Annotated in this window: 22 protein-coding genes, 1 tRNA gene and 6 pseudogenes; 17 read left to right on the plus strand and 12 right to left on the minus strand. The window is 53.2% G+C overall.

The window, feature by feature from the left end:
- Positions 1-53: 53 nt before the first annotated feature.
- The 5 genes from ACR42C_RS05525 to folD all read right to left on the minus strand — a co-directional run bounded on the left by ACR42C_RS05525 (position 54) and on the right by folD (position 4,566).
- Entirely contained in the window at positions 54-581 is a 528-nt protein-coding gene (locus tag ACR42C_RS05525; protein WP_316380796.1) for a metal-dependent hydrolase, read from the minus strand.
- A gap of 73 nt (positions 582-654) precedes the next feature.
- Positions 655-1,671, minus strand: coding sequence for a Mal regulon transcriptional regulator MalI (malI, locus tag ACR42C_RS05530; RefSeq protein ID WP_116341504.1), 1,017 nt, complete (start codon positions 1,669-1,671; stop codon positions 655-657).
- An 83-nt stretch (positions 1,672-1,754) separates the two neighbouring features.
- Positions 1,755-3,254 carry a PTS transporter subunit EIIC gene (locus ACR42C_RS05535; RefSeq protein ID WP_028012223.1) on the minus strand — a complete coding sequence of 500 codons (1,500 nt, stop codon included), beginning with the start codon at positions 3,252-3,254 and terminating at the stop codon, positions 1,755-1,757.
- Between the two features lie 231 nt (positions 3,255-3,485).
- Positions 3,486-3,698, minus strand: a complete 213-nt coding sequence (ybcJ, locus tag ACR42C_RS05540) for a ribosome-associated protein YbcJ (protein ID WP_116341500.1) — start codon at positions 3,696-3,698, stop codon at positions 3,486-3,488.
- Between the two features lies 1 nt (position 3,699).
- Positions 3,700-4,566 (minus strand): bifunctional methylenetetrahydrofolate dehydrogenase/methenyltetrahydrofolate cyclohydrolase FolD, encoded by an 867-nt coding sequence (gene folD / locus ACR42C_RS05545; RefSeq protein WP_116341497.1) that lies wholly within the window; start codon positions 4,564-4,566, stop codon positions 3,700-3,702.
- 309 nt (positions 4,567-4,875) lie between these two features.
- Between folD and fimA the strand changes: the two genes are divergently transcribed.
- From fimA to sfmF, 6 genes are all read left to right on the plus strand, one after another.
- Positions 4,876-5,439, plus strand: coding sequence for a type 1 fimbrial major subunit FimA (gene fimA, locus ACR42C_RS05550; protein WP_028012226.1), 564 nt, complete (start codon positions 4,876-4,878; stop codon positions 5,437-5,439).
- Positions 5,440-5,507: 68 nt separating this feature from the next.
- Entirely contained in the window at positions 5,508-6,053 is a 546-nt protein-coding gene (fimI, locus tag ACR42C_RS05555; RefSeq protein ID WP_116341495.1) for a type 1 fimbrial protein subunit FimI, read from the plus strand.
- A gap of 34 nt (positions 6,054-6,087) precedes the next feature.
- Positions 6,088-6,780 carry a type 1 fimbria chaperone FimC gene (fimC, locus tag ACR42C_RS05560; RefSeq protein ID WP_116341493.1) on the plus strand — a complete coding sequence of 231 codons (693 nt, stop codon included), beginning with the start codon at positions 6,088-6,090 and terminating at the stop codon, positions 6,778-6,780.
- Between the two features lie 14 nt (positions 6,781-6,794).
- Complete coding sequence (locus ACR42C_RS05565) at positions 6,795-9,356, plus strand: fimbrial biogenesis usher protein (protein WP_320721142.1); 2,562 nt, start codon at positions 6,795-6,797, stop codon at positions 9,354-9,356.
- Entirely contained in the window at positions 9,349-10,356 is a 1,008-nt protein-coding gene (gene fimH / locus ACR42C_RS05570; RefSeq protein WP_116341489.1) for a type 1 fimbria D-mannose specific adhesin FimH, read from the plus strand. Before ACR42C_RS05565 ends, fimH begins: the two co-directional genes overlap by 8 nt.
- A gap of 9 nt (positions 10,357-10,365) precedes the next feature.
- A complete protein-coding gene (gene sfmF / locus ACR42C_RS05575) occupies positions 10,366-10,887 on the plus strand; it encodes a fimbria assembly protein (RefSeq protein WP_028012231.1) in 522 nt (173 codons plus the stop codon).
- A 51-nt stretch (positions 10,888-10,938) separates the two neighbouring features.
- Here sfmF and fimZ read toward each other — a convergent pair whose 3' ends face one another.
- The 3 genes from fimZ to ACR42C_RS05590 form a co-directional block, all read right to left on the minus strand.
- Positions 10,939-11,571 carry a fimbria biosynthesis transcriptional regulator FimZ gene (gene fimZ, locus ACR42C_RS05580; RefSeq protein WP_320721143.1) on the minus strand — a complete coding sequence of 211 codons (633 nt, stop codon included), beginning with the start codon at positions 11,569-11,571 and terminating at the stop codon, positions 10,939-10,941.
- Positions 11,572-12,382: 811 nt separating this feature from the next.
- The gene (locus ACR42C_RS05585) at positions 12,383-13,099 is read right to left on the minus strand and encodes a helix-turn-helix transcriptional regulator (RefSeq protein ID WP_479984863.1); all 717 of its coding nucleotides are present in this window, start codon (positions 13,097-13,099) and stop codon (positions 12,383-12,385) included.
- A 24-nt stretch (positions 13,100-13,123) separates the two neighbouring features.
- A complete protein-coding gene (locus ACR42C_RS05590; protein ID WP_316380789.1) occupies positions 13,124-13,822 on the minus strand; it encodes an EAL domain-containing protein in 699 nt (232 codons plus the stop codon).
- 278 nt (positions 13,823-14,100) lie between these two features.
- Between ACR42C_RS05590 and ACR42C_RS05595 the strand changes: the two genes are divergently transcribed.
- Positions 14,101-14,177 (plus strand) — tRNA-Arg (locus tag ACR42C_RS05595).
- A 15-nt stretch (positions 14,178-14,192) separates the two neighbouring features.
- On the opposite strand, the pseudogene ACR42C_RS05600 reads toward ACR42C_RS05595, so the two are convergent.
- A pseudogene (locus ACR42C_RS05600) lies at positions 14,193-14,548 on the minus strand (tyrosine-type recombinase/integrase); the annotation flags it as partial.
- Between ACR42C_RS05600 and ACR42C_RS05605 the strand changes: the two are divergent.
- The 3 genes and pseudogenes from ACR42C_RS05605 to ACR42C_RS05615 form a co-directional block, all read left to right on the plus strand.
- Positions 14,547-14,639, plus strand: a pseudogene (locus tag ACR42C_RS05605) (lysis protein); the annotation flags it as partial. The pseudogenes ACR42C_RS05600 and ACR42C_RS05605 overlap by 2 nt on opposite strands.
- On the plus strand, positions 14,617-14,958 hold the full coding sequence (locus ACR42C_RS05610; RefSeq protein WP_407065516.1) for a lysozyme family protein: 342 nt from the start codon (positions 14,617-14,619) through the stop codon (positions 14,956-14,958). The pseudogene ACR42C_RS05605 and the gene ACR42C_RS05610, both read left to right, overlap by 23 nt.
- A 25-nt stretch (positions 14,959-14,983) precedes the next feature.
- The gene (locus ACR42C_RS05615) at positions 14,984-15,487 is read left to right on the plus strand and encodes a hypothetical protein (protein WP_316380787.1); all 504 of its coding nucleotides are present in this window, start codon (positions 14,984-14,986) and stop codon (positions 15,485-15,487) included.
- Positions 15,488-15,561: 74 nt separating this feature from the next.
- On the opposite strand, the gene ACR42C_RS05620 is transcribed toward ACR42C_RS05615, so the two are convergent.
- Positions 15,562-15,792 (minus strand): hypothetical protein, encoded by a 231-nt coding sequence (locus tag ACR42C_RS05620; RefSeq protein ID WP_316380785.1) that lies wholly within the window; start codon positions 15,790-15,792, stop codon positions 15,562-15,564.
- Positions 15,793-15,869: 77 nt separating this feature from the next.
- Here ACR42C_RS05620 and ACR42C_RS05625 point away from each other — a divergent pair, with 77 nt between their 5' ends.
- The gene (locus ACR42C_RS05625; protein ID WP_479984864.1) at positions 15,870-16,073 is read left to right on the plus strand and encodes a hypothetical protein; all 204 of its coding nucleotides are present in this window, start codon (positions 15,870-15,872) and stop codon (positions 16,071-16,073) included.
- 12 nt (positions 16,074-16,085) lie between these two features.
- On the opposite strand, the gene ACR42C_RS05630 is transcribed toward ACR42C_RS05625, so the two are convergent.
- Together ACR42C_RS05630 and ACR42C_RS05635 are read right to left on the minus strand one after the other, a co-directional pair.
- Positions 16,086-16,325 (minus strand): DUF6953 family protein, encoded by a 240-nt coding sequence (locus ACR42C_RS05630; protein ID WP_479984865.1) that lies wholly within the window; start codon positions 16,323-16,325, stop codon positions 16,086-16,088.
- Positions 16,326-16,369: 44 nt separating this feature from the next.
- Positions 16,370-16,573 carry a YodC family protein gene (locus tag ACR42C_RS05635; RefSeq protein WP_103786928.1) on the minus strand — a complete coding sequence of 68 codons (204 nt, stop codon included), beginning with the start codon at positions 16,571-16,573 and terminating at the stop codon, positions 16,370-16,372.
- Between the two features lie 98 nt (positions 16,574-16,671).
- Here ACR42C_RS05635 and ACR42C_RS05640 point away from each other — a divergent pair.
- The 6 genes and pseudogenes from ACR42C_RS05640 (at position 16,672) to ACR42C_RS05665 (ending at position 21,033) form a co-directional block, all read left to right on the plus strand.
- Positions 16,672-17,122, plus strand: a pseudogene (locus tag ACR42C_RS05640) (terminase small subunit).
- 34 nt (positions 17,123-17,156) lie between these two features.
- Positions 17,157-18,014: pseudogene (locus tag ACR42C_RS05645) on the plus strand (phage terminase large subunit family protein); the annotation flags it as partial.
- Positions 18,015-18,032: 18 nt separating this feature from the next.
- A pseudogene (locus ACR42C_RS05650) lies at positions 18,033-18,413 on the plus strand (phage minor head protein); the annotation flags it as partial.
- A gap of 31 nt (positions 18,414-18,444) precedes the next feature.
- Positions 18,445-18,765, plus strand: coding sequence for a hypothetical protein (locus ACR42C_RS05655; protein ID WP_316380782.1), 321 nt, complete (start codon positions 18,445-18,447; stop codon positions 18,763-18,765).
- 59 nt (positions 18,766-18,824) lie between these two features.
- Positions 18,825-19,177, plus strand: a pseudogene (locus ACR42C_RS05660) (DUF2213 domain-containing protein); the annotation flags it as partial.
- A 635-nt stretch (positions 19,178-19,812) separates the two neighbouring features.
- Complete coding sequence (locus ACR42C_RS05665) at positions 19,813-21,033, plus strand: cytochrome P450 (protein WP_320720865.1); 1,221 nt, start codon at positions 19,813-19,815, stop codon at positions 21,031-21,033.
- The last annotated feature ends 6 nt before the right edge of the window (positions 21,034-21,039 follow it).

The raw sequence follows: 21,039 nt of genomic DNA on the forward strand, positions 1-21,039 counted from the left end.
CTAAGGGAGAGGGGATCGTTCGGTTGTCTCCCTCTCACTGTGGGTGGAGGGCATCAGCGCGCACGCTTTCTCCACCACAGCAACCCCATCAGCACTACCCCCGGCAGCCACACCCACAGCAATTCTGAAACGATCACCTGATGCCCGTACGGCGTGGTATAGCGCGACAGCGCAAACGGCGCGACCTTAATCACCTGCCACGGCGCAAAGAAGCGTTCATCCGACCACGGCCATAACCAGCCGACGCCTTTCCCGCCCGTGGTAATCGAATCCAGCAGGCTGTGCGACAGCAATGACACCGTTAAAAATAGCCAGCACCGCGTCAGGCTGGCCCGGAACCATCGTCGGCCAATCAGCACGCAAAGTATCGGCACCGCAAAGGCGAACAACAGGGAGTGGGTAAAGCCGCGATGACCGAAAACATTTCCGTAGGCAACGCCGAATTTAAACGCCAGCACGTCGGCGTCCGGCAGCATGGCGAGAACGATACCGGCAAACAGCAGGCGGGGAGGGATGACTTTGGTTCCCAGACCTAAGCCCAGGCAAAGAGGGACAGCAGCGTGAGTAATAACGGTAGGCATTACATTTATCCATGGCAAATCATGGCAATATAGCAGCGAATTCGCTGCGGCAAACCGGTGCTAAATTCTGATTTTACGCCGACTCGCGTGCGATAAGCTGCCCGGAAAGCGTAATGCGCTGGGTTTGCAGATCCGGCTCCTTAAGCTTGCGGATAATCAGCCCCGCCGCCTGTCGCCCGGTTTCATCGCTGGCCGAGGAGACGTAGGTGAAGGAAGGGGAGGTGAGGTTAACGTGCAGCATATCTTCAAAACCGATCAGCGCGACCTGCTGGGTTAAGAAGACGTCTTTCCCCACGGTGCGGCCCACCTGATGAATGCCGGAAATGGATCCGATCATCGCATCCGGGGAGTGGCAAAGCAGGGCGGTGATGGCGTTGTTTTTTTCCAGCAGCTGACGCGTCGCCATCGCGGCGGCCTGGGTGTCGTCGCTGCAGGCCGGTGAATATTCATCGCGCCAGACCAGCCCGTTTTGCGTCATCGCGCTGCGAAAGCCGAGCAGGCGCTGCTCGCGGATAAGACAACCCTCGCGCCCGCCAATGTAGGCGATCGTGCGGTGTCCGCGCTCGATAAGATAGCGCGCAGCCAGGTTCGCCGCCTGGCGGTTGTCGCGCATTACCAGATTGCATTTTTCATCCAGCAGGGACTGCGAGACCACCACCAGCGGCAGCGGGCACTGGCGGATCTGCTCCGGTAAAGCGGCGTTACAGGTGTCAGACGCCAGATAAATAACGCCCGCGACGCCCTGCTGCTTAAACGACAGCAGGGTGCGTTCGAGATGTTCACGGTCGTTCAGCGGCTGGCCGAGAAAAACCATATAACCCTGCTTCTCCAGCTCCTGAACGATGCTCGCCATCACCTTGATGGAAAAGCTGTCGCTGAAGTCACGCAGGATCAGGCCGATCAGATTGGAGGTGTTGGCGCGAAGGTTGGCAGCGGCAACGTTATGAACATAGCCCAGCGTCGTGATGGCGGCATTGACCTTCTCGATCGTCGCCTCTGAGATTTTCCCTTTCTGGCGTAGCACCAGCGAGACGGTAGAGACCGACACGCCCGCGTGCTTTGCGACATCAATGATGCTGACTTTCTTCAAAACCGCTCCCTGAAATTTACCGATTATCAGCCGGATAAGACACGGCTCCCAGCGTACAGGAGACGTGTCGTTCAGGCATCTTATTATTTGCCGATCATGGTGGACATGGTCTGGGCGATAAACTGTGCTCTGGCACCGAAAATCACCTGAATCCCGTTATCGCCGACGAAGACCACGCCGCGCGCGCCGAGCCCGTTCAGTCCGTCCCTGTCCACCGCATCGCTCTTCGCCACTTCCAGACGCAGGCGGGTGATGCAGGAGCCGACGGAGTCAATGTTCTGCGCGCCGCCCAGCAGGCCGATGATTTCAGTGGCAAGTTCGGAATCGGACTTGTCATTCGCGCTGGCGGTCACTTCCGTACGGCCCGGCGTTTTCACGTCGAAGCGGCGGATCACGAAGCGGAACGTAAAGTAGTAAATCAGCGCCATCGGGATGCCGATGATAATGGCGCTCAGGAAGTTGGTCTGATAGCCGTTAAACGACGGCAGGATCCCGAACGAAAGGTAGTCGATAAAGCCCGCCGAGAACGATTTGGCGATATGCGCGTGCAGCAGGTACATGGTCATGTACGCCAGGCCCGCCATGATGGCGTTAAAGACGTACAGAATTGGCGCCACGAAGATAAAGGTGAACTCTACCGGCTCGGTGATCCCCGTCAGGAAGCAGGTGAGCGCCGCAGAGAACAGAATACCGGCCGCGATTTTCTTATTTTTGGTGTGCGCTTCGTGGTACATCGCCAGGCACGCCGCAGGCAGCGCGAACAGCATCAACGGGAACTCGCCCTGCATGAACTTACCGGCGTTCTGGTAGGTGTCGCTGCTGAAGGATTTCACCCCCTCTTCGAGCATCTTGAACCAGATGGTCTGGTCACCGTGGATCACCTGGCCCGCCTGGGTGGTGTAATCCCCGAACGAATACCAGAAGGACGGGTACCAGATATGGTGCAGGCCGAGCGGGATCAGCGCGCGCTCCACCAGGCCGAAGATAAAGGTCGATGCCGCCTGGTTGTCGCCGTTCACGATCACGGAGAGTGCGTCGATACCGGCCTGAATATGCTGCCAGACGTACGGCAGCAGCAGCCCCATCAGGAAAGAGAGGAACGCCGTGGCGATTGCCACAAAGCGCTTCCCGGAGAAGAAGCCGAGGAACTCCGGCAACTGCATGGTGTGGAAGCGGTTATAGCACCAGGCTGCGAGGATCCCGCAGATAAGACCGCCAAAGACGCCCATCTGCAGCGTCGGGATACCGACCACCATGGCGTATTTCCCGCCCTGTGAGGCCATTTCCGGCGTAATGCTCAGCACGGTGCTGATGGTGATGTTGGTGACAAACACCGAGACTGCCGCGGAGAGCGCCGCGATGCCGGACTCGGACGCCAGACCTACGGCGGAGCCTATGGCAAACAGCATCGGCAGGTTATCAAAGATAACCCCGCCGGCGTTCATCATTAGCGGCAGGTGGAACTTATCGCCGAAGGCCAGCAGCAGGCCCGCAGCGGGAAGCAGTGAAATTGGCAGCATTAAGGCGCGACCAATCATTGATAATTTAGACAGCGATTTAACAAACCCTGATATCAGACTCATGCTGATTTCCCCCGAGTAGCGCTTTTTTTGGCGCTGTTATTGTAAGTAGAACGTTTTAGTAGAACGTTCTACTTATCGTGGGGAAAGAGTGAAAACTGCGCAACTGAATTCTCACCTTTCAACAGATGAAATAGTGATTCTTTGAAGTTGATCGATAATTAACCGTGATAGAGGTAGGGGGTTTTTGATCCCCTCTCCCCTTTGGGGAGAGGGTTAGGGTGAGGGGGGGACTCAAGCCGTCACGGTTACACTTTGACCTTCAAAGCTCACGGTCTGTCCCGCGACAATCTTGCAGCGCTTGCGGGTTTCCACCGCGCCGTCGACTAAAACCCGCCCGTCGGCGATAACGATTTTCGCCTGCGCGCCGCTTTCGCTCCAGCCTTCGAGTTTGAGCAGATCGCACAGCTCAACGTGCGGGTGTTTGCCTAATGAAAATGTGGCCATCTTATGCTTCCTCTACATCGTGGTACTCTTCGCATGCCTGCAAAGTATTCTGAATCAGCGTTGCGACGGTCATCGGGCCAACGCCGCCCGGTACTGGCGTGATGTAAGAGGCGCGAGCCGCCGCATCTTCGTAGACCACGTCGCCGACCACCTTGCCGTTTTCCAGACGGTTAATCCCTACATCCACGACAATCGCGCCCTCTTTAATCCACTCGCCCGGAATAAAGCCCGGCTTGCCCACTGCGACGATCAGCAGGTCGGCATTCTCGACGTGGTGACGCAGGTTTTTGGTAAAGCGGTGGGTCACGGTGGTGGTGCAGCCGGCCAACAGCAGCTCCATGCTCATCGGGCGGCCCACGATGTTGGACGCACCGATGACGACGGCGTTCAGGCCGTAGGTGTCGATGTTATAACGCTCCAGCAGCGTCACGATGCCGCGCGGGGTGCACGGGCGCAGACGCGGCGCGCGCTGGCACAGGCGACCCACGTTATACGGATGGAAACCGTCAACGTCTTTATCCGGCGCGATACGCTCCAGCACCTTCACGTTATCGATACCTGCCGGCAGTGGCAGCTGAACCAGAATGCCGTCGATCTCTTTATCGGCATTCAGAGTGTCAATAAGTTCCAGTAGTTCCGCTTCGCTGGTGGTTTCCGGCAAATCGTAAGAGCGGGAGACGAACCCCACCTCTTCACACGCTTTGCGTTTGCTGCCGACATAAATCTGCGATGCCGGGTTGCTGCCAACCAGCACAACGGCCAGCCCGGGGGCGCGAAATCCTGCCGCTTTACGCGCCTTCACTTTTTCCGCGACCTCAGAGCGCACCTGCTGCGCAATCGTTTTACCGTCAATAATCTTTGCTGCCATCAGAGAGAAGATTCCGTCTGTAACGTTTGAAAGGGGGGATGGCGTGTATTTTGTCAGAAGCGAGCGCCGCTGTCAGTCACCCTTTACGAGTTTTCATCCGCGAGGCGCAAAAACCCTTCTTAAGGGATGGTCAATTTCTTAGGCGGTATTAGGATGTGACCTGGCGAAATGGCAGTGTTTTGACATATTTAAAAATCACGTCCTGAGCTACTTTGTCTTCTCCGAAATAAGCTTTCAATTAATCAATTGAACGTATTTCTTATTCCCGATTTTCGCGGGAAGGGTTATTTACATTTTAAAGGAATAGACATGAAACTCAGCAACATTGCTTCTTCTGTTATTGCAACACTGGCCCTGGTCGCGGGTGCCGCTAATGCAGCCGACCCGGTTACGCCGGTTACCGTAAATGGCGGTACCGTGCATTTTAAAGGTGAACTGGTTAATGCTGCTTGTTCAGTAAATACCGATTCTTCCGAGCAGACGGTTAATCTCGGTCAGTATCGTACCGCGAAATTCACCAAAGTGGGCGACACCACCTCTAATATTCCGTTCAACATCGAACTGAATGACTGCGATCCGCTGGTTGCTAAAACCGCTGCCGTTGCCTTCACCGGCCAGATCGACGCGACTGACAAAACCCTGCTGGCCGTGACGTCCGGTAACAACGACAACACCGCGAAAGGCGTGGGTATTGAAATCCTCGACAGCAAATCCAGCGTGCTGACCCCGGACGGTGCGACCTTCTCTGCCGCGAAAGACCTGATTAAAGGGACTAACACCCTGCAATTCACCGCGCGCTACAAATCAACGGCTGCGACCACCGAGCCAGGCCAAGCGAACGCTGACGCCACCTTCGTAATGAAATACGAATAATACCCTCGCACAGGGATGTTCAGGCCTCAGGGACGAGGCCCGTCATACGCTACTGCCAGGAACGAAGGATGACAAGGACTGGAACACTACTGCTGTTAACCCTCGCGATGGCTTGCCCGGCATCGGCACATACCGTGGTGATCGAAGGGGGCAAGGTGCATCTTCGGGGGGAGCTGGTAAACGGCGGCTGCGCCGTGGCGCCCGACAGCCAGAATATGCGCATCGACATGGGGCAGTACCGAACCAATTCATTTTCCGGTGTGGGCAGCTTTTCAACGGTTAATGTGCCTTTCACCGTGCGGCTGCTGGACTGCAGCGTGGATGTCTCGCGCACCGTGGGGATCCAGTTTCAGGGCGTGACGCCCGCGGAAGATCCGCAGGTTTTTCTGGCGACATCGCGGCCAGGTGAAACGCCTGTAAGCAGCGGCGTGGGGCTGGCGCTTTTTGATGAGCAGCAGCGTCAGATTATCCCGAATGCGACGGCCATTAGCTGGCTGCCGGTCAATACCAGCGAGCTCGCATTTCATTTTAGCGCCCGCTATCGCGCTATTTCCGAACACCTCGTGCCAGGCAATATACAGTCGGATGTCTGGTTTACGTTGATTTATCCATAACACCTGCGAACACATTATTAAAGGTACGGTTTTGATGAATATGCTAATTAAACCAGGACTGCTTTTATCGTTTATTTTAATGATGGTTTCTGCTTGCGCGAATGCTTCCGGCGGTATTGCGCTGGGGGCCACGCGCGTTATTTATCCGGCGGATGCGAAGCAAACGTCGCTGGCGATCACCAACAGCAATAAACAAGAACGCTATTTAATTAACGCGTGGATCGAAAATGCCAGCGGTCAAAAGGAAAAAACCTTTGCCGTCACGCCGCCGCTGTTCGTTAGCGAGCCGGACAGCGAAAACACGCTGCGTATTATTTACGCCGGTCCGGCGCTGCCTGCCGATCGCGAATCGCTCTTTTACATGAACGTGAAGGCGATCCCGTCAGTGAATAAAGCGAAAACAGAAAACAATAACGTGCTGCAGCTGGCGATCCTCTCACGCATCAAGCTGTTTGTGCGCCCGACTAACCTGGCGATGCAGCCGGATGAGGCGCTGTCCCAGCTGCGTTTTGAGCGCGTGGGGAACCATCTTAAAGTCAGCAACGCCTCTCCGTACTACATCACCCTGGTCAACCTGAAGCTGGGCGGCCAGACGCTGGAAAACCTGATGGTGGCGCCGAAAAACTCGGCTCAGCAGGTGCTGCCCGCCGGGGCCGGCGGTACGCTCTCCTGGCAGAGCGTGAATGACTACGGCGCCATTACACCAGCGCGCAGCGTCAACCTGTGAGCAGAGTCAGGGCGATGAAAAATCACCAGGGACGTTACTGCCCGGTTGCACTGGCGCTGATGGCCGCGCTCTGGCCGCAGGCCGGCTGGAGCGAAAGCTACTTCAACCCGGCCTTTTTGTCCGACGACACCGCCAGCGTGGCGGATTTGTCGCGTTTTGAACAGGGGCACCAGCAGGCGCCCGGCATTTATCGCGTGGATATCTGGCGTAACGATGAGTTTATCGGCACCCAGGACGTGCGTTTTGAGCAGGCCGAGAACATGCCGCCGATGGCGGGCGGTTTGTCGCCGTGCATTACGCGCGCGATGCTCGATCGCTTTGGCGTCAACGTTGCCGCATTTCCCGAACTGGCTAACGTGCAGGGTGAAACGTGCGTTCCGTTGACCACGGCCATTCCCGGCAGCGAAACGGTATTTAACTTTGCCTCGCAGCGCCTTAACATCAGCCTCCCGCAGGTGGCGATGCAGAACAGCGCGCGCGGCTATATTCCGCCTGAACAGTGGGATGAAGGCATTCCCGCCGCGCTGGTGAACTACAGCTTCACGGGCAACCGGGGAAGCGAAGACGACAGCTATTACCTGAACCTGCAGAGCGGGCTGAACTATGGTGCCTGGCGTTTACGTAACAACGGCGCATGGCGCTACACGCAAAATAACGGCAAGCGGCGCAGCGAGTGGCAGAATATTGGCACCTGGGCACAGCGCACCGTTATCCCGCTGAAAAGTGAACTGGTGCTGGGTGACAGCAACACCGGGAATGACGTTTTCGACAGCGTCGGTTTTCGCGGCGGGCGGCTTTTCTCGTCCGACAGCATGTATCCCGACAGCCTGCAGGGCTACGCGCCGACCGTGCGCGGTATTGCCCGTACGCCTGCCAAAGTAGTGGTTCGCCAGAACGGCTACGTTATCTATCAGAGCTACGTCCAGCCCGGCGCGTTCGCCATCACCGATCTTAACCCGACCTCCTCCAGCGGTGACCTGGACGTTACGGTGGAAGAGAAAGACGGCAGCCAGCAGCGCTACACCGTGCCGTACTCCACCGTGCCGCTCCTGCAGCGTGAAGGTCGCTGGAAATATGACCTCGTGGCGGGTGATTACCGCAGCGGTAACAGCGACCAGGATACACCATTCTTCGCCCAGGGCACCTTGATTACCGGCCTGGCCAACGGCATTACGCTCTATGGCGGCACCCAGCTGGCGTCACGCTATACCGCATTGGCCGTCGGTGCCGGGAAAAATCTCGGTGACTGGGGGGCCGTCTCCGTCGATATCACCCACGCCCGCAGCCAACTCGCGGACGACAGCAAACATGAAGGGCAGTCCCTGCGTTTTCTTTATGCAAAATCGCTGAACGGATTTGGCACTAACTTCCAGCTGCTGGGTTATCGCTACTCCACGAAAGGGTTTTACACCCTGGACGATGTGGCCTGGCGCTCAATGGAGGGCTACCAGTATGCCGATAGCCAGGACGATAACGATGTGCCGGACGTGCAGAGCTATCACAACCTGACGTGGAATAAAAAAGGCCGCTTCCAGCTCAACATTTCCCAGTCGCTGGGGGACTACGGTTCGGTCTATATCTCCGGGAGCGAGCAAACCTACTGGGGGACGGACGAAACGAACCTCTGGTATCAGCTGGGCTACGCGGGGGGCGTGAAGGGGATCAACTACTCCCTGTCATGGTCGTGGAACAAATCCGTCGGGATCGACGGTACCGACCGGATCGCGTCGTTCAATGTCTCTGTGCCGTTTAGCCTCTTTACCCGTCAGGGCTATCGCCGGGACAGCGCGATCGATCGCGCCTATGCCACCGCATCCGCCAGCCGAAACAGCGATGGCGACACGAGCTGGCAAACCGGCGTCAGCGGCACGCTGCTGGAGGATCGTAACCTGAACTACAGCGTGACCCAGGGACACGCCAGCACCAATGGCTCAAGCGGAAGCGCCAGCGCCAACTGGCAGGCGACCTACGGCACGCTGGGCGTGGGCTACAACTATTCCCGCGATCAGCACGATCTCAACTGGCAGCTCTCCGGCGGGGTGGTTGGCCATGCCGACGGCGTGACCTTCAGCCAGCCGCTGGGCGATACCAACGTGCTGATTAAGGCGCCGGGGGCATCAGGCGTCAGCGTGGAAAACCAGACCGGCGTGAAGACCGACTGGCGAGGCTACGCGGTCATGCCGTATGCCACCGTCTACCGCTACAACCGCGTGGCGCTGGACACCAATACCATGAGCAACAGTACCGATATCGAAAACAACGTGAGCAGCGTGGTGCCAACCAAAGGCGCGCTGGTCCGCGCCAGCTTTGATACCCGCATTGGCGTGCGCGCTTTGCTGACGGTAACGCGTGGCAACCAGCCCGTGCCGTTCGGCGCCGTGGTGCGTGAAGTCCAGAGCGGCATGACCAGCATGGTGGGTGATGACGGGCAAATATACCTGAGTGGGCTGCCGCTGGAAGGCGAACTGCTGATCCAGTGGGGGAACGGGGCGCAATCCCAGTGCCGTGCGCCTTACAGCTTGCCTGAAAAGAGCCTGCAACAGGCGATCACACTTAAGGGGATCCGCTGTGATTAAAATCCATATCTTAGCCTTGTCGCTTCTGGCACTGCTGCCCGCGACAAACGCGTTAGCCACCGTGTGCGTCAATGAAAAGGGCGTGCCGACGGAGGTGCATTACGACCTGACGGATAAATTCAACAGCTCGAATAACCAGGTTGGGCAGGTTGTGACCCTCAGCGAGAAATCGCAGTGGGTGGGGGTCAATGCCGTCTGCCCGAAGGGCACCGTCGGGAATACGACCAAGCGCAGCTACGTCACGGATTATCCGGTCACCGGGACCAGCGATGGCTATCAGTATCTGAAGCTTAACGACTATCTGGACGGGGCGATGAAAATCACGGACAGCTATGCTGGCGCGTTTTATCCACCCAAAAATTATATCCAGATGGGGAGCCATCCGAACGTTTCAAAAAACAAACCGTTTGGCGTGCAGGATTCCAGCCTTATTTTCCGTCTTAAGGTGACCCGTCGCTTTATCAATATGGTGGTGATCCCGCGTGCCACCATGTTCCGGGTTTACGTCACCACCACCTCCTCCGATCCGTTGACCACGCCGGTCTACACCATCAGCTACAGCGGAATCATTCAGGTGCCGCAGAGCTGCGCCATCAACGCCGGCAATGTGGTTGAGTTTGATTTCGGCGACATTGGCGCCTCCCTGTTCAGCAAGGCTGGCGTGGGTAACAAGCCGGAGGGCGTCTCATCGCAAAGCAAAACCATCGCGATTAAATGCACCAACGTGGAGGCAAACGCCATGCTGACGATGCGCGTCGAAGCTGAAAAGGTCTCCGATAATGTGCTGGTGTCGGATAACCCGGATGTGGGGTTCATCATTGCCAACGAGAGCGGTGCGCCGCTCACGCCTAACAACCTGACGAGCAAAATCCCGTTCCGCCTGGACGACAGCGCCCAGGCGCAGGTGGGGATCCGGGTTTGGCCGGTGAGCGTGACGGGCAACAAGCCAGCTGAAGGGCGCTTTACCTCGCGCGGATATTTGCGCGTGGATTACGACTAAGGAGCAGACATGCGAAACGGGATCCGTTTTATCACCGTGGCGCTCTTTGCGCTTTGCACCCAGGCTCAGGCGGAAACCGCATTGGGCGAAATTAATATTCGTCTCTACGGCAATATTGTCGATTTCACCTGCGTGGCAGAGGGTAACGATAGCGACAAAACGGTCACGCTGGGCACCTGGCCCACGAAGCAGCTCAACACCACGGGGAGCCGCACGCAGCCAATGCCCTTCACGCTGAAGCTGACCGGCTGCCCGCCCGGGGCGGCGTCCATTACGTTCTCCGGTAAAGCTGACGGGAGCAACAGCGGATTGCTGGCGCTGAATGATGCCAGTACAGCGAGCCACGTCGCCGTTGAGATCAGGGATGCGGATAAGACGCGCCTGGCGCTTCAGCAGGCCAGCCAGCCGGTCACGGTTGATGCGCAGGGGAATGCGACGCTGTCATTTTATGCCAATTATATTGCCACTGCCGATAACCCTCAGCCCGGACGGGCTGATGCGGATGCCACCTTCATGATTAATTATAATTAGCACTGACCGCACTCCCTGCAGCTCAGATAAACTGCAGGGAGTGAATTCAGGTTATAGTAGCTCGTGCGCTTTGGCGTAATCTATTAATTCCACGATGCTTTGCACGCCAAGCTTGGAATAAATATTGGATTTGTGCGCGCTAATGGTTTTATTGCTTAACAATAGCTGCTCAGCAATCTCCTTATTGGATAATCCATTCGCCAGATAACGCAATACCGTGACCTCACGATTCGATAATGGCATATCCACAGTCACCCCTTTTCCTGAACCCATATGGTTTATAAAATTCAGCGTTTCAGACGGGAAAAAAGAATAGCCCATCAGAATCATCTCTACGGCATTGTAGATCTCACCCAAATCTTTTCGTTTACTGACGAAGCCGTTGGCCCCGGCGCGAATCGCACGACCCGCGTAAAATAACTCTGATTTAGAGGAGAGGAACAGAACCTTGATGTCTTTGTTTAAGTTCCTGATTCTCTTAAGTAAAGCAAATGCGTCTGTGCCCGTGAGTTCGATGTCAAGGATCACCAAATCGATAGGATGATTGCGAATGCAGTCAAGAACTTCATGGCTATCGCCAGACTTAAGCTTGACTATGATATTTTTATTTTTCTGTAGCAGGACCTCTATCGACATTCTGACGATAGGATGTTCGTCCATAATGATAACGGATGCCGGTTTCATTTTTAATGCCTCAGATTGTTAAAAGCGTTATGCAGAGTTTTGTAAAACTCTCGAAATGCCGGAAGGATATAAAGTGCAGATCCCTATACCGTAGTATTTCCCTGGAAAGAGCGAAAGCATCCTTGTTTACGTAATGAAAAGAACGGTGCCTCAGCGCGGTCATCTCATTTGGCTGGTGTTGGCAAAAAGGTTTTTCTTATTCAGATTTGGTACGCTTCTTATTATACAGGGTAAGTTTTTTCCGAAAACCCTGTAAATTAACCTCCGCTTATTGGTTTGTATTATCTTCTGGATCTGAATGGCTATTTTTTTAAATTTAGCGGAAATATCCTGTTATCCTATTTACCACATCTTTTCATCTTTATGTAATAACAAAAAATAACAGATGTCTCTTTATGTTGCGATATTGTTAACAAAAGAGAGCCTCAATTCGGAGGGCGAGCCAGGGAAATTGAGGCGAAAAAGTATCCCGCAGAGTGTCAAACCTTCATCTGAAAGTACTTAAGGCGTATCACCGTCGCGCCATCATCGCACAGGAGAACATGCTATTCACTTTGCTTTCCGCTCCAGGAGAGTGAAGCGAAGCTGCTTGTTTTTACATCATTATCATCTTATTAACGCCTTCTGCATTCACTTAACGGATGGAGGAAAGTGCTGCCGTTGATTCAATCTGTGACATTTCACATGGTTCCGGACCATAAATTAGGAATAGTTATAAAATCGAATATATTGTTAAAATTTAACCATTAATTAACATTGAAGGTAAGTAAATTCCTAAAGCGCTTTAGGAAATAAGAGGTTAGTGCGCAAGTTAAAACGTACAGTCTGAGAGGTTATTAAGAAGGTGTAACAATTCCTGGCGATGGCTCAGCCCCAGCTTCAGCAGGATGCAGCTGAGACGGTAGATAATGCGGCTATAGGGACGATTCTGCAAAAGGGCAATCTGACGTAACGTATTTCCGCGGGCAAGCTCCTGCAGAATGGGCCATTCGTTGCGGGAAAACCAGTCTTTGTCGGAACCCTGCGGGGGGCGAGAATCCATCAGGCTGTGCTGAAGTCCTGCCGCGTTCATCTGACGTTCCAGCACGTGAAAAGGGCCTGCCGCCTTGCAGAACAGGCGGGTATCATAATTATCTGCCCGGACCAGAAGCCACGGCGTCAGGAAGGGGGGATACAGGCTATGCCTTCTTAACCGATCCAGCTGATCGATAAGCCCGGTGGAACGGCTTTCAATATCCACCACCAGACGGGCTGAAGGCCATTGGAACTGGGCGCCTAGCGCATCATCCAGCGAGGTGTAGTCACAACAGCTGCTCAGGGGAAACTGCCCATTGAGAAAACCGGTGCGCAGAAAATGATCTTCCGTAACAAGGATAATAAACGGAGCATCGGTTTTTCGGGGCTGGCTGATGGACTGGCTCAAAAATTCGAGCCGGTCGAAAAAGGGGGGAGCAAAAGGTGAGCGCGTAAATCCCAGTGCATCACTTCCTGTACGCCGCCGCCGGTAACGGCGCACTGTCATTCGCATGGTCTCCCTCCTGGAAATGGCGTTTTAATCCTCCGGCCATGTCCAGGACGGCCAGTAATACCCCTGGCCGAAATCTGCGCCTGCCTGCAGTGCCCAGGTGCGATCGCGTTCAGTCTCAATACCTTCGATAAGCACGCTCCCGGCCAGCTGAAAGCAACGTGAAACCAGTTGCCTCAGCGCAGGCGTGGCGCGTAAACGCCAGAATGCGTCCTTATCAATTTTGATGCCGCTCAACGGTAACCGACAAAATAAAAACGGCTGAATGATAATTTCGTCAATATCATCCAGCCATATACTGTGCCCCTGCTGCCGGAGTGTCCGCATGTTCTGAATGGCGCTCTGCTTCTGTGCGGCAGAGAACGTCAGAAAAACAGGGGAATCAACAATCTCAATATTCAGCGGCGTGTTTTTCAGTTTTATAAGCCGCTGAAAAGACGCTGGCTCTGTCAGAACGGTTATCGGCAAATTAATAAAAAGGTTATGACCGTGCGGCGTATTTTTTAGTGCGGCAAGCTGCGCTTCAAGCAGCGTCATTGACCAGCCTGCTGGCTGATGGCGGAAAAAATCCTCGCTGTAGCATGTGTCTGACAGGACGCTTAGTACCTCCACGCCAACCCGTCGTTGAGAGGTGAGGGCGACGACAGGCTCCAGTTTGATGCCGACGATGTCCTGAGAAATGTCGTGTAACCGGGGGGGCGTATCGAACGGGTTGTGCGCTGTCACTCCATTATCCTGTTGTCTGTCAGCCTCCAGGCGGCCGGGATACCTCGCTCTAGTGTGACGAGCTGACGTTCCGGAAAACAGCAGGCGTTACTTAAATGCAACTAAGCCTTTTCGCAGTGCTGAATTTTACGGTGAAACAGGGAGAAATGTTGAGAAAATAGCCGTATTTACAATCGGCTAGGGGTAATTGCCCCGGAAAACGGAAAAGGCATTGACTCACCTGCCATTGACCGTATAATTCTTCGCGTTTCACCACCGCGAAGTACACTCTTCTCAGTGCGCCCTTAGCTCAGTTGGATAGAGCAACGGCCTTCTAAGCCGTAGGTCGTAGGTTCGAATCCTACAGGGCGTGCCATTTAAAAACAGGCGTTTACGCCACTTTCAAACCAGCCTGATTTTCTCCTTGTGTCGTATTTGTGTTATGGTTTCCAAAAATGGCATCTATCTTTCGTGCATGTTCGTTTAAATGGTTCGGGGCTAGGTGAGCATAACGACGGATCATTTCGAACGACTCCTAGCCGCCATTTCTTGCAGAACGGACAGCGGTATGCCGGACTGAATTTACCAGCTCGCCCTGGTATGGCGGAGGTCATGAAAACGGAAGTTCTCGATACCTGCTTTTTCCAGTCCTGTACGCCAGGCGGCATTGTCATCCACTCGCATTTTACGGACAGCCGGAGTGACGGTTTTGTCGGGGCGCGTTGATGGCTTCGTGTGAACGAATATCATCATTGCCGTACTGACGAATCTCTATTTCAAAATCCGTGAAGACAACCGCCGCAGCAGGAGCCGAGATGAACCCAACGTTGAGGTTTAAGTTGGTGGGTGCCATTGACGGCGGATCTGGAGCAATCACTGTTGCTGAAATAATGCTGGGCAATGCGGATCGGCTGGAAGGTCGGCGTTATTATGCCTATCAGGATGTGGTCGGTGTATGGGCTGTTTGCGATGACCACATCGGCGCTGACATTCGCCGCGGCGAAGCGACCAGTATCGGCGGCCTGACGATGCTACCGGCCCCAGACTTACTGACTCCTCTGCTCGGGATTATTTCATCCTCAGAGAGTGGAATCTTCACAGTGACGAAACAGGTTGTCTATCTGCAGGAGTACATAACTACACAGTGTATGAGGTAAAATGCCATCTTTATTCGGAGGGCATATGTCAGAACACGAGTTAGCAGTTCAGTCTCTCTATGTAGCACAGTATTCTGCAAGATGGGCGCGATATGCTGTATGGATATATGGAGTTTCTGCAGTAATTGGCTTGGTGGCAGCTATGGCAACATTATGGGCAGTATTAGTTGCAAGAAAAGGGTTGAGTTCATGGAAGGATCAACACATAAGTGTTGCGAAGGCTGAGTGGATTGCTTCTCTGGTAAATTACGCTTCCGGCTTGTCTTCTTTGCCAGATTTAATAGATTGGCGTAATCCTGGTGATGCGAAGCACGTAGAGAGAATTGCTTTTCTTCAATATGAATGTATTAAGTGCTGGAAAGTTCTTCAGGTTCATTTGTCACAAAACCCAGTGTTGGAAAAAGAGTTTCATGAAAGATATAACCTTAAATGGGCAACATTTGGAGTTAACTCCCATAATGCATATATGAGCAGGCAGATGACTAAGGAAGCGTTAAAAAAAATATGCATTGATTTGTATAACACTTGAGATTGTTCATGCCGCCTACGGGCGGTTTTTTATTGCCATCACCATGAACAGACCCATCATAATGGCAATTCTGCTCACTTCTTGCAGAGGATGCGCAAATCCTTGCGATTAAACCCGCCATCTTTTGACAGATCTTGATATCCGTTAGGGCAAACTTCATTTGCTTTTGCATAGCAAACATCCCAACCGGTCGAGGCGCCACATTGGATGTCGTACTCGCTTGAGCCATCAGAGCGTTTGATTTCTTGGGAAGTAGAGCAGCCAACAAGCATGACCGCAAAAGTTAAGGGGAAAAGTGTTTTCATGTTCATCTCCAGGGGAAAGCATGAATATAAACCGCCTGCTCATGATTCGCGAGCCATCGTTATGCCTGGAAGAATAAATGCTGGACATTTACCAAATCACGCTAACCTCCCGGACAGGCGAAACCTTCACGGGCAAGATGTCGCGACGTCAGCCTGAGCTGGTTAACTGCTTTGTGCCGCTGGCGACCGAGACAGGGGAGTGGATATATTTCGCTCCGGCCGATGTGAAGCGCGTGCAATTCACGCCGCTGGTAGGGAGCGTTGAAGAAAAGGGCGAATGAACGCCCTGTGTATTAACCGCGGGCCTCTCGGCCTTCTTCATCCTCAGGGACGCGGTAACGCCAGTATTTTTCAGGTTTAACCCAAACGACATTTTCCCCGCTATCAACTCGAAACTTATTAATCACTTTGGTTGATAGCGCTTGGTTACCGTCAGCATTTTCCTTGATATGCTGCTCGTTGTTATGTTTAACGAGATAGTCGACAACATCTTGTTGGTAAAGACACTTGGATGACTGAAGGTTAAACATCATCCAAGATGACACGTCCGAGACAGATAGCCTTGGTGTGTTTGGGTTTACGGCTTTGGGGATGGGACCATTAACGAAACTTCAGGAAAAACGCCGCTATCAAGTTTCTTCCCTGCGAACCATTGGCATCTGTAAGAAAGTAATTTCTCTCCATATTGAGATGGCAAAATAACATCTTTGATAGTCATATCAGGACCACCGGATTTAAGAGTAACTATATCTCCAGCGGCATATTTAGCTTTGCTGCTCATAAAAACTCCATGAAATGAGATTTCCCATAGCACTCAACGACAAACAAGAAATGTTCTGTCGCGAGTACCTCATCGATTTAAACGCCACTTAAACGGCTATTCGGGCGGGATACAGCGCAAAGACAGCTAACTGCACAGCCTCCGAAAAACTGTCAAAATCTGACGTTGCCCAGAATTGCCGAACTCAAAGCGCAGCGCAATGATCTGGTTGGCATAAATGCGACATACGTCCTGAATCGTCTCGTTGAGATAGAGCATATGGATGTGCTCGACATCCTCAAAGACGATATGAGTCTGAAGCCAGTAAGCGATTGGCCTTCATTCTGGCGGAGATATCTTAGCGGCTGCGATGTGGCTGAGATGTTTGAAAGCCGTGGGGAGGAGCGTGAGATGGTTGGGCTGCTTAAGAAAATTAAGTGGCCGGATAAAGTCGAAAATCTCGAGCTGCTCGGGAAGCGCATAGATGTGATGGCTTTCAAAGAGCAGGCCACTCATGAACATACAGGCAAGAACGGCTAACCTATCGAAATGGCGATGCTGACCAGATAAGAATACAAGACTTCCCGGCGGGAGATGTTGGAGGATGACGACTGCTGAGCAAAAGGGTTACGCCCGAATGATTGAATGTGAAGAGGACGGGCTTTACTACGCTCGTTACTTCTTCAAGCAGCGCACCGGCGGCATGATGATTGTCGCGCCGCACCACAAGGTTATTCAGTAAACACTGGTTCGCGTCATTGATGGTGAGATTTAGCGCCAGATTATCAACGTTCCGCCTGGCTACACGAAAACGGAACTGGCAACCATCGACAAGATGGGGCTTGCGCTTAACTGCCGAGCCCGCTTAATGCACCTGTGGTACTCGCATAACCTTGCGCTGCTGAACTTCTCCACCGCACTCGGAATGATTAAGTCGCAGGCTTATCAGTCAATGTGGCCGATGGCGCTGCGTGATGATGGAGACAGCAAGGCTATGTGGTGGACTGAGCACGGTGGCGGCGTTTATGCGTCGTCAGCTGCCGGACAGGTTACCGGGTCCCGCGCGGGTCACATGGAACCGGGCTGGAAGGGTATGCTGATTATCGATGACCCGGTTAAGCCGGATGACGCTTACTCTGAGAACGTCCGAGACCGCGTCAACAACCGTTTCAACGAGACAATCAAATCACGACTGGCGATCGAGACGACGCCGATGATTGTCATTATGCAGCGGATCCATTACCACGACCTGAGCGGCTATCTTCTGCGGGGCGGGAGTGGTGAGAAATGGCATCACCTGAATCTGCCGGTGATTATCGACAATAGCCAGCCATACGCTGCACATTATCCTGAAAACACCCACGCTATACCGATTGACCATGGTCTTCCTGATGGATGGCTGTGGCCGTTTAAGCATAACGAATCGCATCGCGTATCCCTGTTTTCTCACCGGCGCACCGCCTAAGCTCAGTACATGTAGAACGCGAGGGAAACGGCCAGTGTCATCAGCAAGCGCCTCGATGTGTCGATGTCGAAGACCATCGCTCAGACTGAGCGGGTTGGAGCGCTGCGGCAGGCGCAATGGAACGAAACGGACTGGGCTGCCGACAGGCTGGGGCTGAATACCGGCCTGCTGTGGCTGTCAGCGCTCAAGCCAACAACGCGCAGTTGGCACGCCAGCCGTCAAGGCAAGATCTATACCACCGAAGAGGTGCGTGACTTCTACGCTGAGAAAGGTAACTGGTACAACTGTTACTAAAGTTAGATTCCGGTGCTGCTCAACGACGACGGCAGCATCTTCAATGAAGGAGTGGCAGAAAAGCTGGCAAAGGAAAGAATAGCTTGGAAAACATCAGATTAATAGTATTTTAATATTTTCGAGGAGAGATACTATGAGTCTAAACTTTTTACATTACCCCGTAGGTATTGGATATACCATTTTTCAAAGACCAAGCGGCACGCCAGTGCACATCGAGCAGGCGTATTTGGTGGAAGGTGAAGATAAAGAAATTCAAGATTATCTTAGCTTCCTTAATCAGGTGCTTGGTGAAACTACCCCTGTGACATATGAAGTGATAATGTCTGGCACCTACAAAGTTCCATCACGTGTGAAATTGGTATGGGATATCGATGAATTCATCAAGATGCCGAAAGATGAATTCATTGCTCGCTTCATTAAGCCATACACGAATAATACATGGATCTACAGTTAACGACCTGACCCGCTCCGGCGGGTTTTTTATTTCCTGAAATCCACCAATGAGGACCCAGCATGAAACGCAACCGCGTTAACGTGCTGACCGTCGTCAACTCCGCTTCAAACATCACCACCGAAAGCGTCAACGGCAAGCCACATATCGTGGTTCGCGGAATCACGCCTGTCGTAGATGATATCTTGATGAACCGGAAATTATACCCGGCAGCTGAAATCGAAAAAGCCTACAACACGCTCGAGCGTAACCCGATGCCCCTAGGCCACCCAAAGGTGGATGGCAAGCATGTTTCGGCGCGTGATGTCCAGGCGGTAAACGAGTACCACGTCGGGGCGTGACTGCAGACGTCAGCCACAAAGACGGGAGGGTGACGGGCGACATGTACGATACTCATTGCTACACCGAGTCCACCCAATAGCCGATTCTGCACCGTCTCTGCTTCAGTTACTGTTTTATCAGACAACACGGCAGCCATTTACTCCGGCGACATAACTACATGTAATCCGTTACTTATACCAATACTCCATTTACTTGATTTGTAGATAATAAAAAATATCAGCGCGTTGCGCAAAAGGTGTTGTAGTCTGCTAAAAGTGGCCACTTAGACCTACTGCTTAATAATCGAAACCCTGCTAGTAATAGCAGGGTTTTGTTATAGTTGGAGATCTGCAATGCACAATAGTAAACAGCTGCCGTATTTATTTAACCCTGACATGACCGCTGAGCAACATGAAGACTGGCTTGTACAGCAGAAAAATTGCTTACAAAGCGCTGGCGCTACAGAAAGCAATACATCAGTTCTGGCCAGAAGCATCAGAACTTGAATCTGACCCCCTCCTCTAAAGACCATCCAGCCTACATGAAATGACAAACAATAAATCAAAACATATATCTTTTATGAATGCATCGACGGTTCAGGCCGATTTTATGAGCCACGTAACCCCGAACATGATTCGTTCAGTATAGTCATCCGTCATTGCACTATTTGAACTGAAACATATCCCTGCTTTACTAAAAGGTGATTAATCCTGTGATGAGGGTCCACCTGTGGCATATGTCGACAAAGCACTTCGGTTTAATCCCGCCTCACCTGTCTTTCAGGAAAATCTTCATAACGTCTATCAGCATATGCGACACCACCAGCCGGTGGCGCGAATCGGTAAAACGTGGGTGCTTACCCGCTATCAGGATGTTTATCAGGCGCTGAAAGAGCGAGCGTTCGTCTCTTCGGGCATACCTGAAGATGTTCATACCGAAATGGAAAAACAGTGCTTCAATCTCTCGCCCCCTTTACGGGATCTTCTCTACGGCATTGTGCTGTTTGAAGATGGAAATGTGCATCGCGCGCACCGTCAGGCGCTGCAGGCTCTGTTTACCGGCGAATCCTGGGCGGCGCTAACCCGGCTTGTTTCTGAGGAGTCGCATTCAGTGGTGGCAGATTTAACAACCACCGGCACATTTGACGGCATACGCCAGCTTGCTGCGCCGCTCTGGGGAAAACTGTTTACCGCCTGGCTCAACCTGCCGAAAGCGCAGCAGGAGGTGGTAGAACAAGAGAAAAATGCCATTCGGCTCTTATTAGATCCCAGCGCCATCGATCGAGAGGGGCTTGAGCGGCTGGTCGTGGCGCTTTCCCGTCTGGATGACAGTTTTCGACAACTTGCGCAGGCGCACGGACAGGGTTACGACTCGCTTTTTTATCGCAGCCTTCTGAAAGGTTATGGCGGCGATCGGGATGCGCTTGCCGCACGGTTTAGCACCGATTGCGTCACGATGCTTATCGGCGGCAGTGAAACCAGCGAAGCGTTAACCGGAAACCTGGTGTATATGCTGGCACAGCAGCCTGAACTACAGGAACGCGTCAGAAATAACACTCTCCGGATGAAAGAGATCGTCAGTGAAACCATGCGCTTTGAGTCTCCGCTGCAGATGGGCAGACGAAGGGTTGCGGCTCCCGTGCAGTTTCTGGGGCGCGAACTTAAAGCCGGGGATAACATCTTATTATGCCTCGGCTCTGCGAATCGGGATGAAAGCGTCTTTGAAGAGGCGTGGCGCTTTATTCCCGGCCGCAAGAACGCGCAGCGACAGCTGGGATTTGGCGCCGGTGTACACCAGTGTATTGGGCAACTGCTGGCGCAGTGTCAGGCTGAAACGCTGGCGATGGCCTTAAGCGAACGCGGGACGATCTCTCTTGTGGGAGACGCGAAATGGTCGAATCGAAGCCTGATTCTCCGTACGCTGGAGACGCTGCCTGTTAAAATTATCTAAGCGATA

Source organism: Enterobacter sp. MG-EB028 (assembly GCF_056673305.1).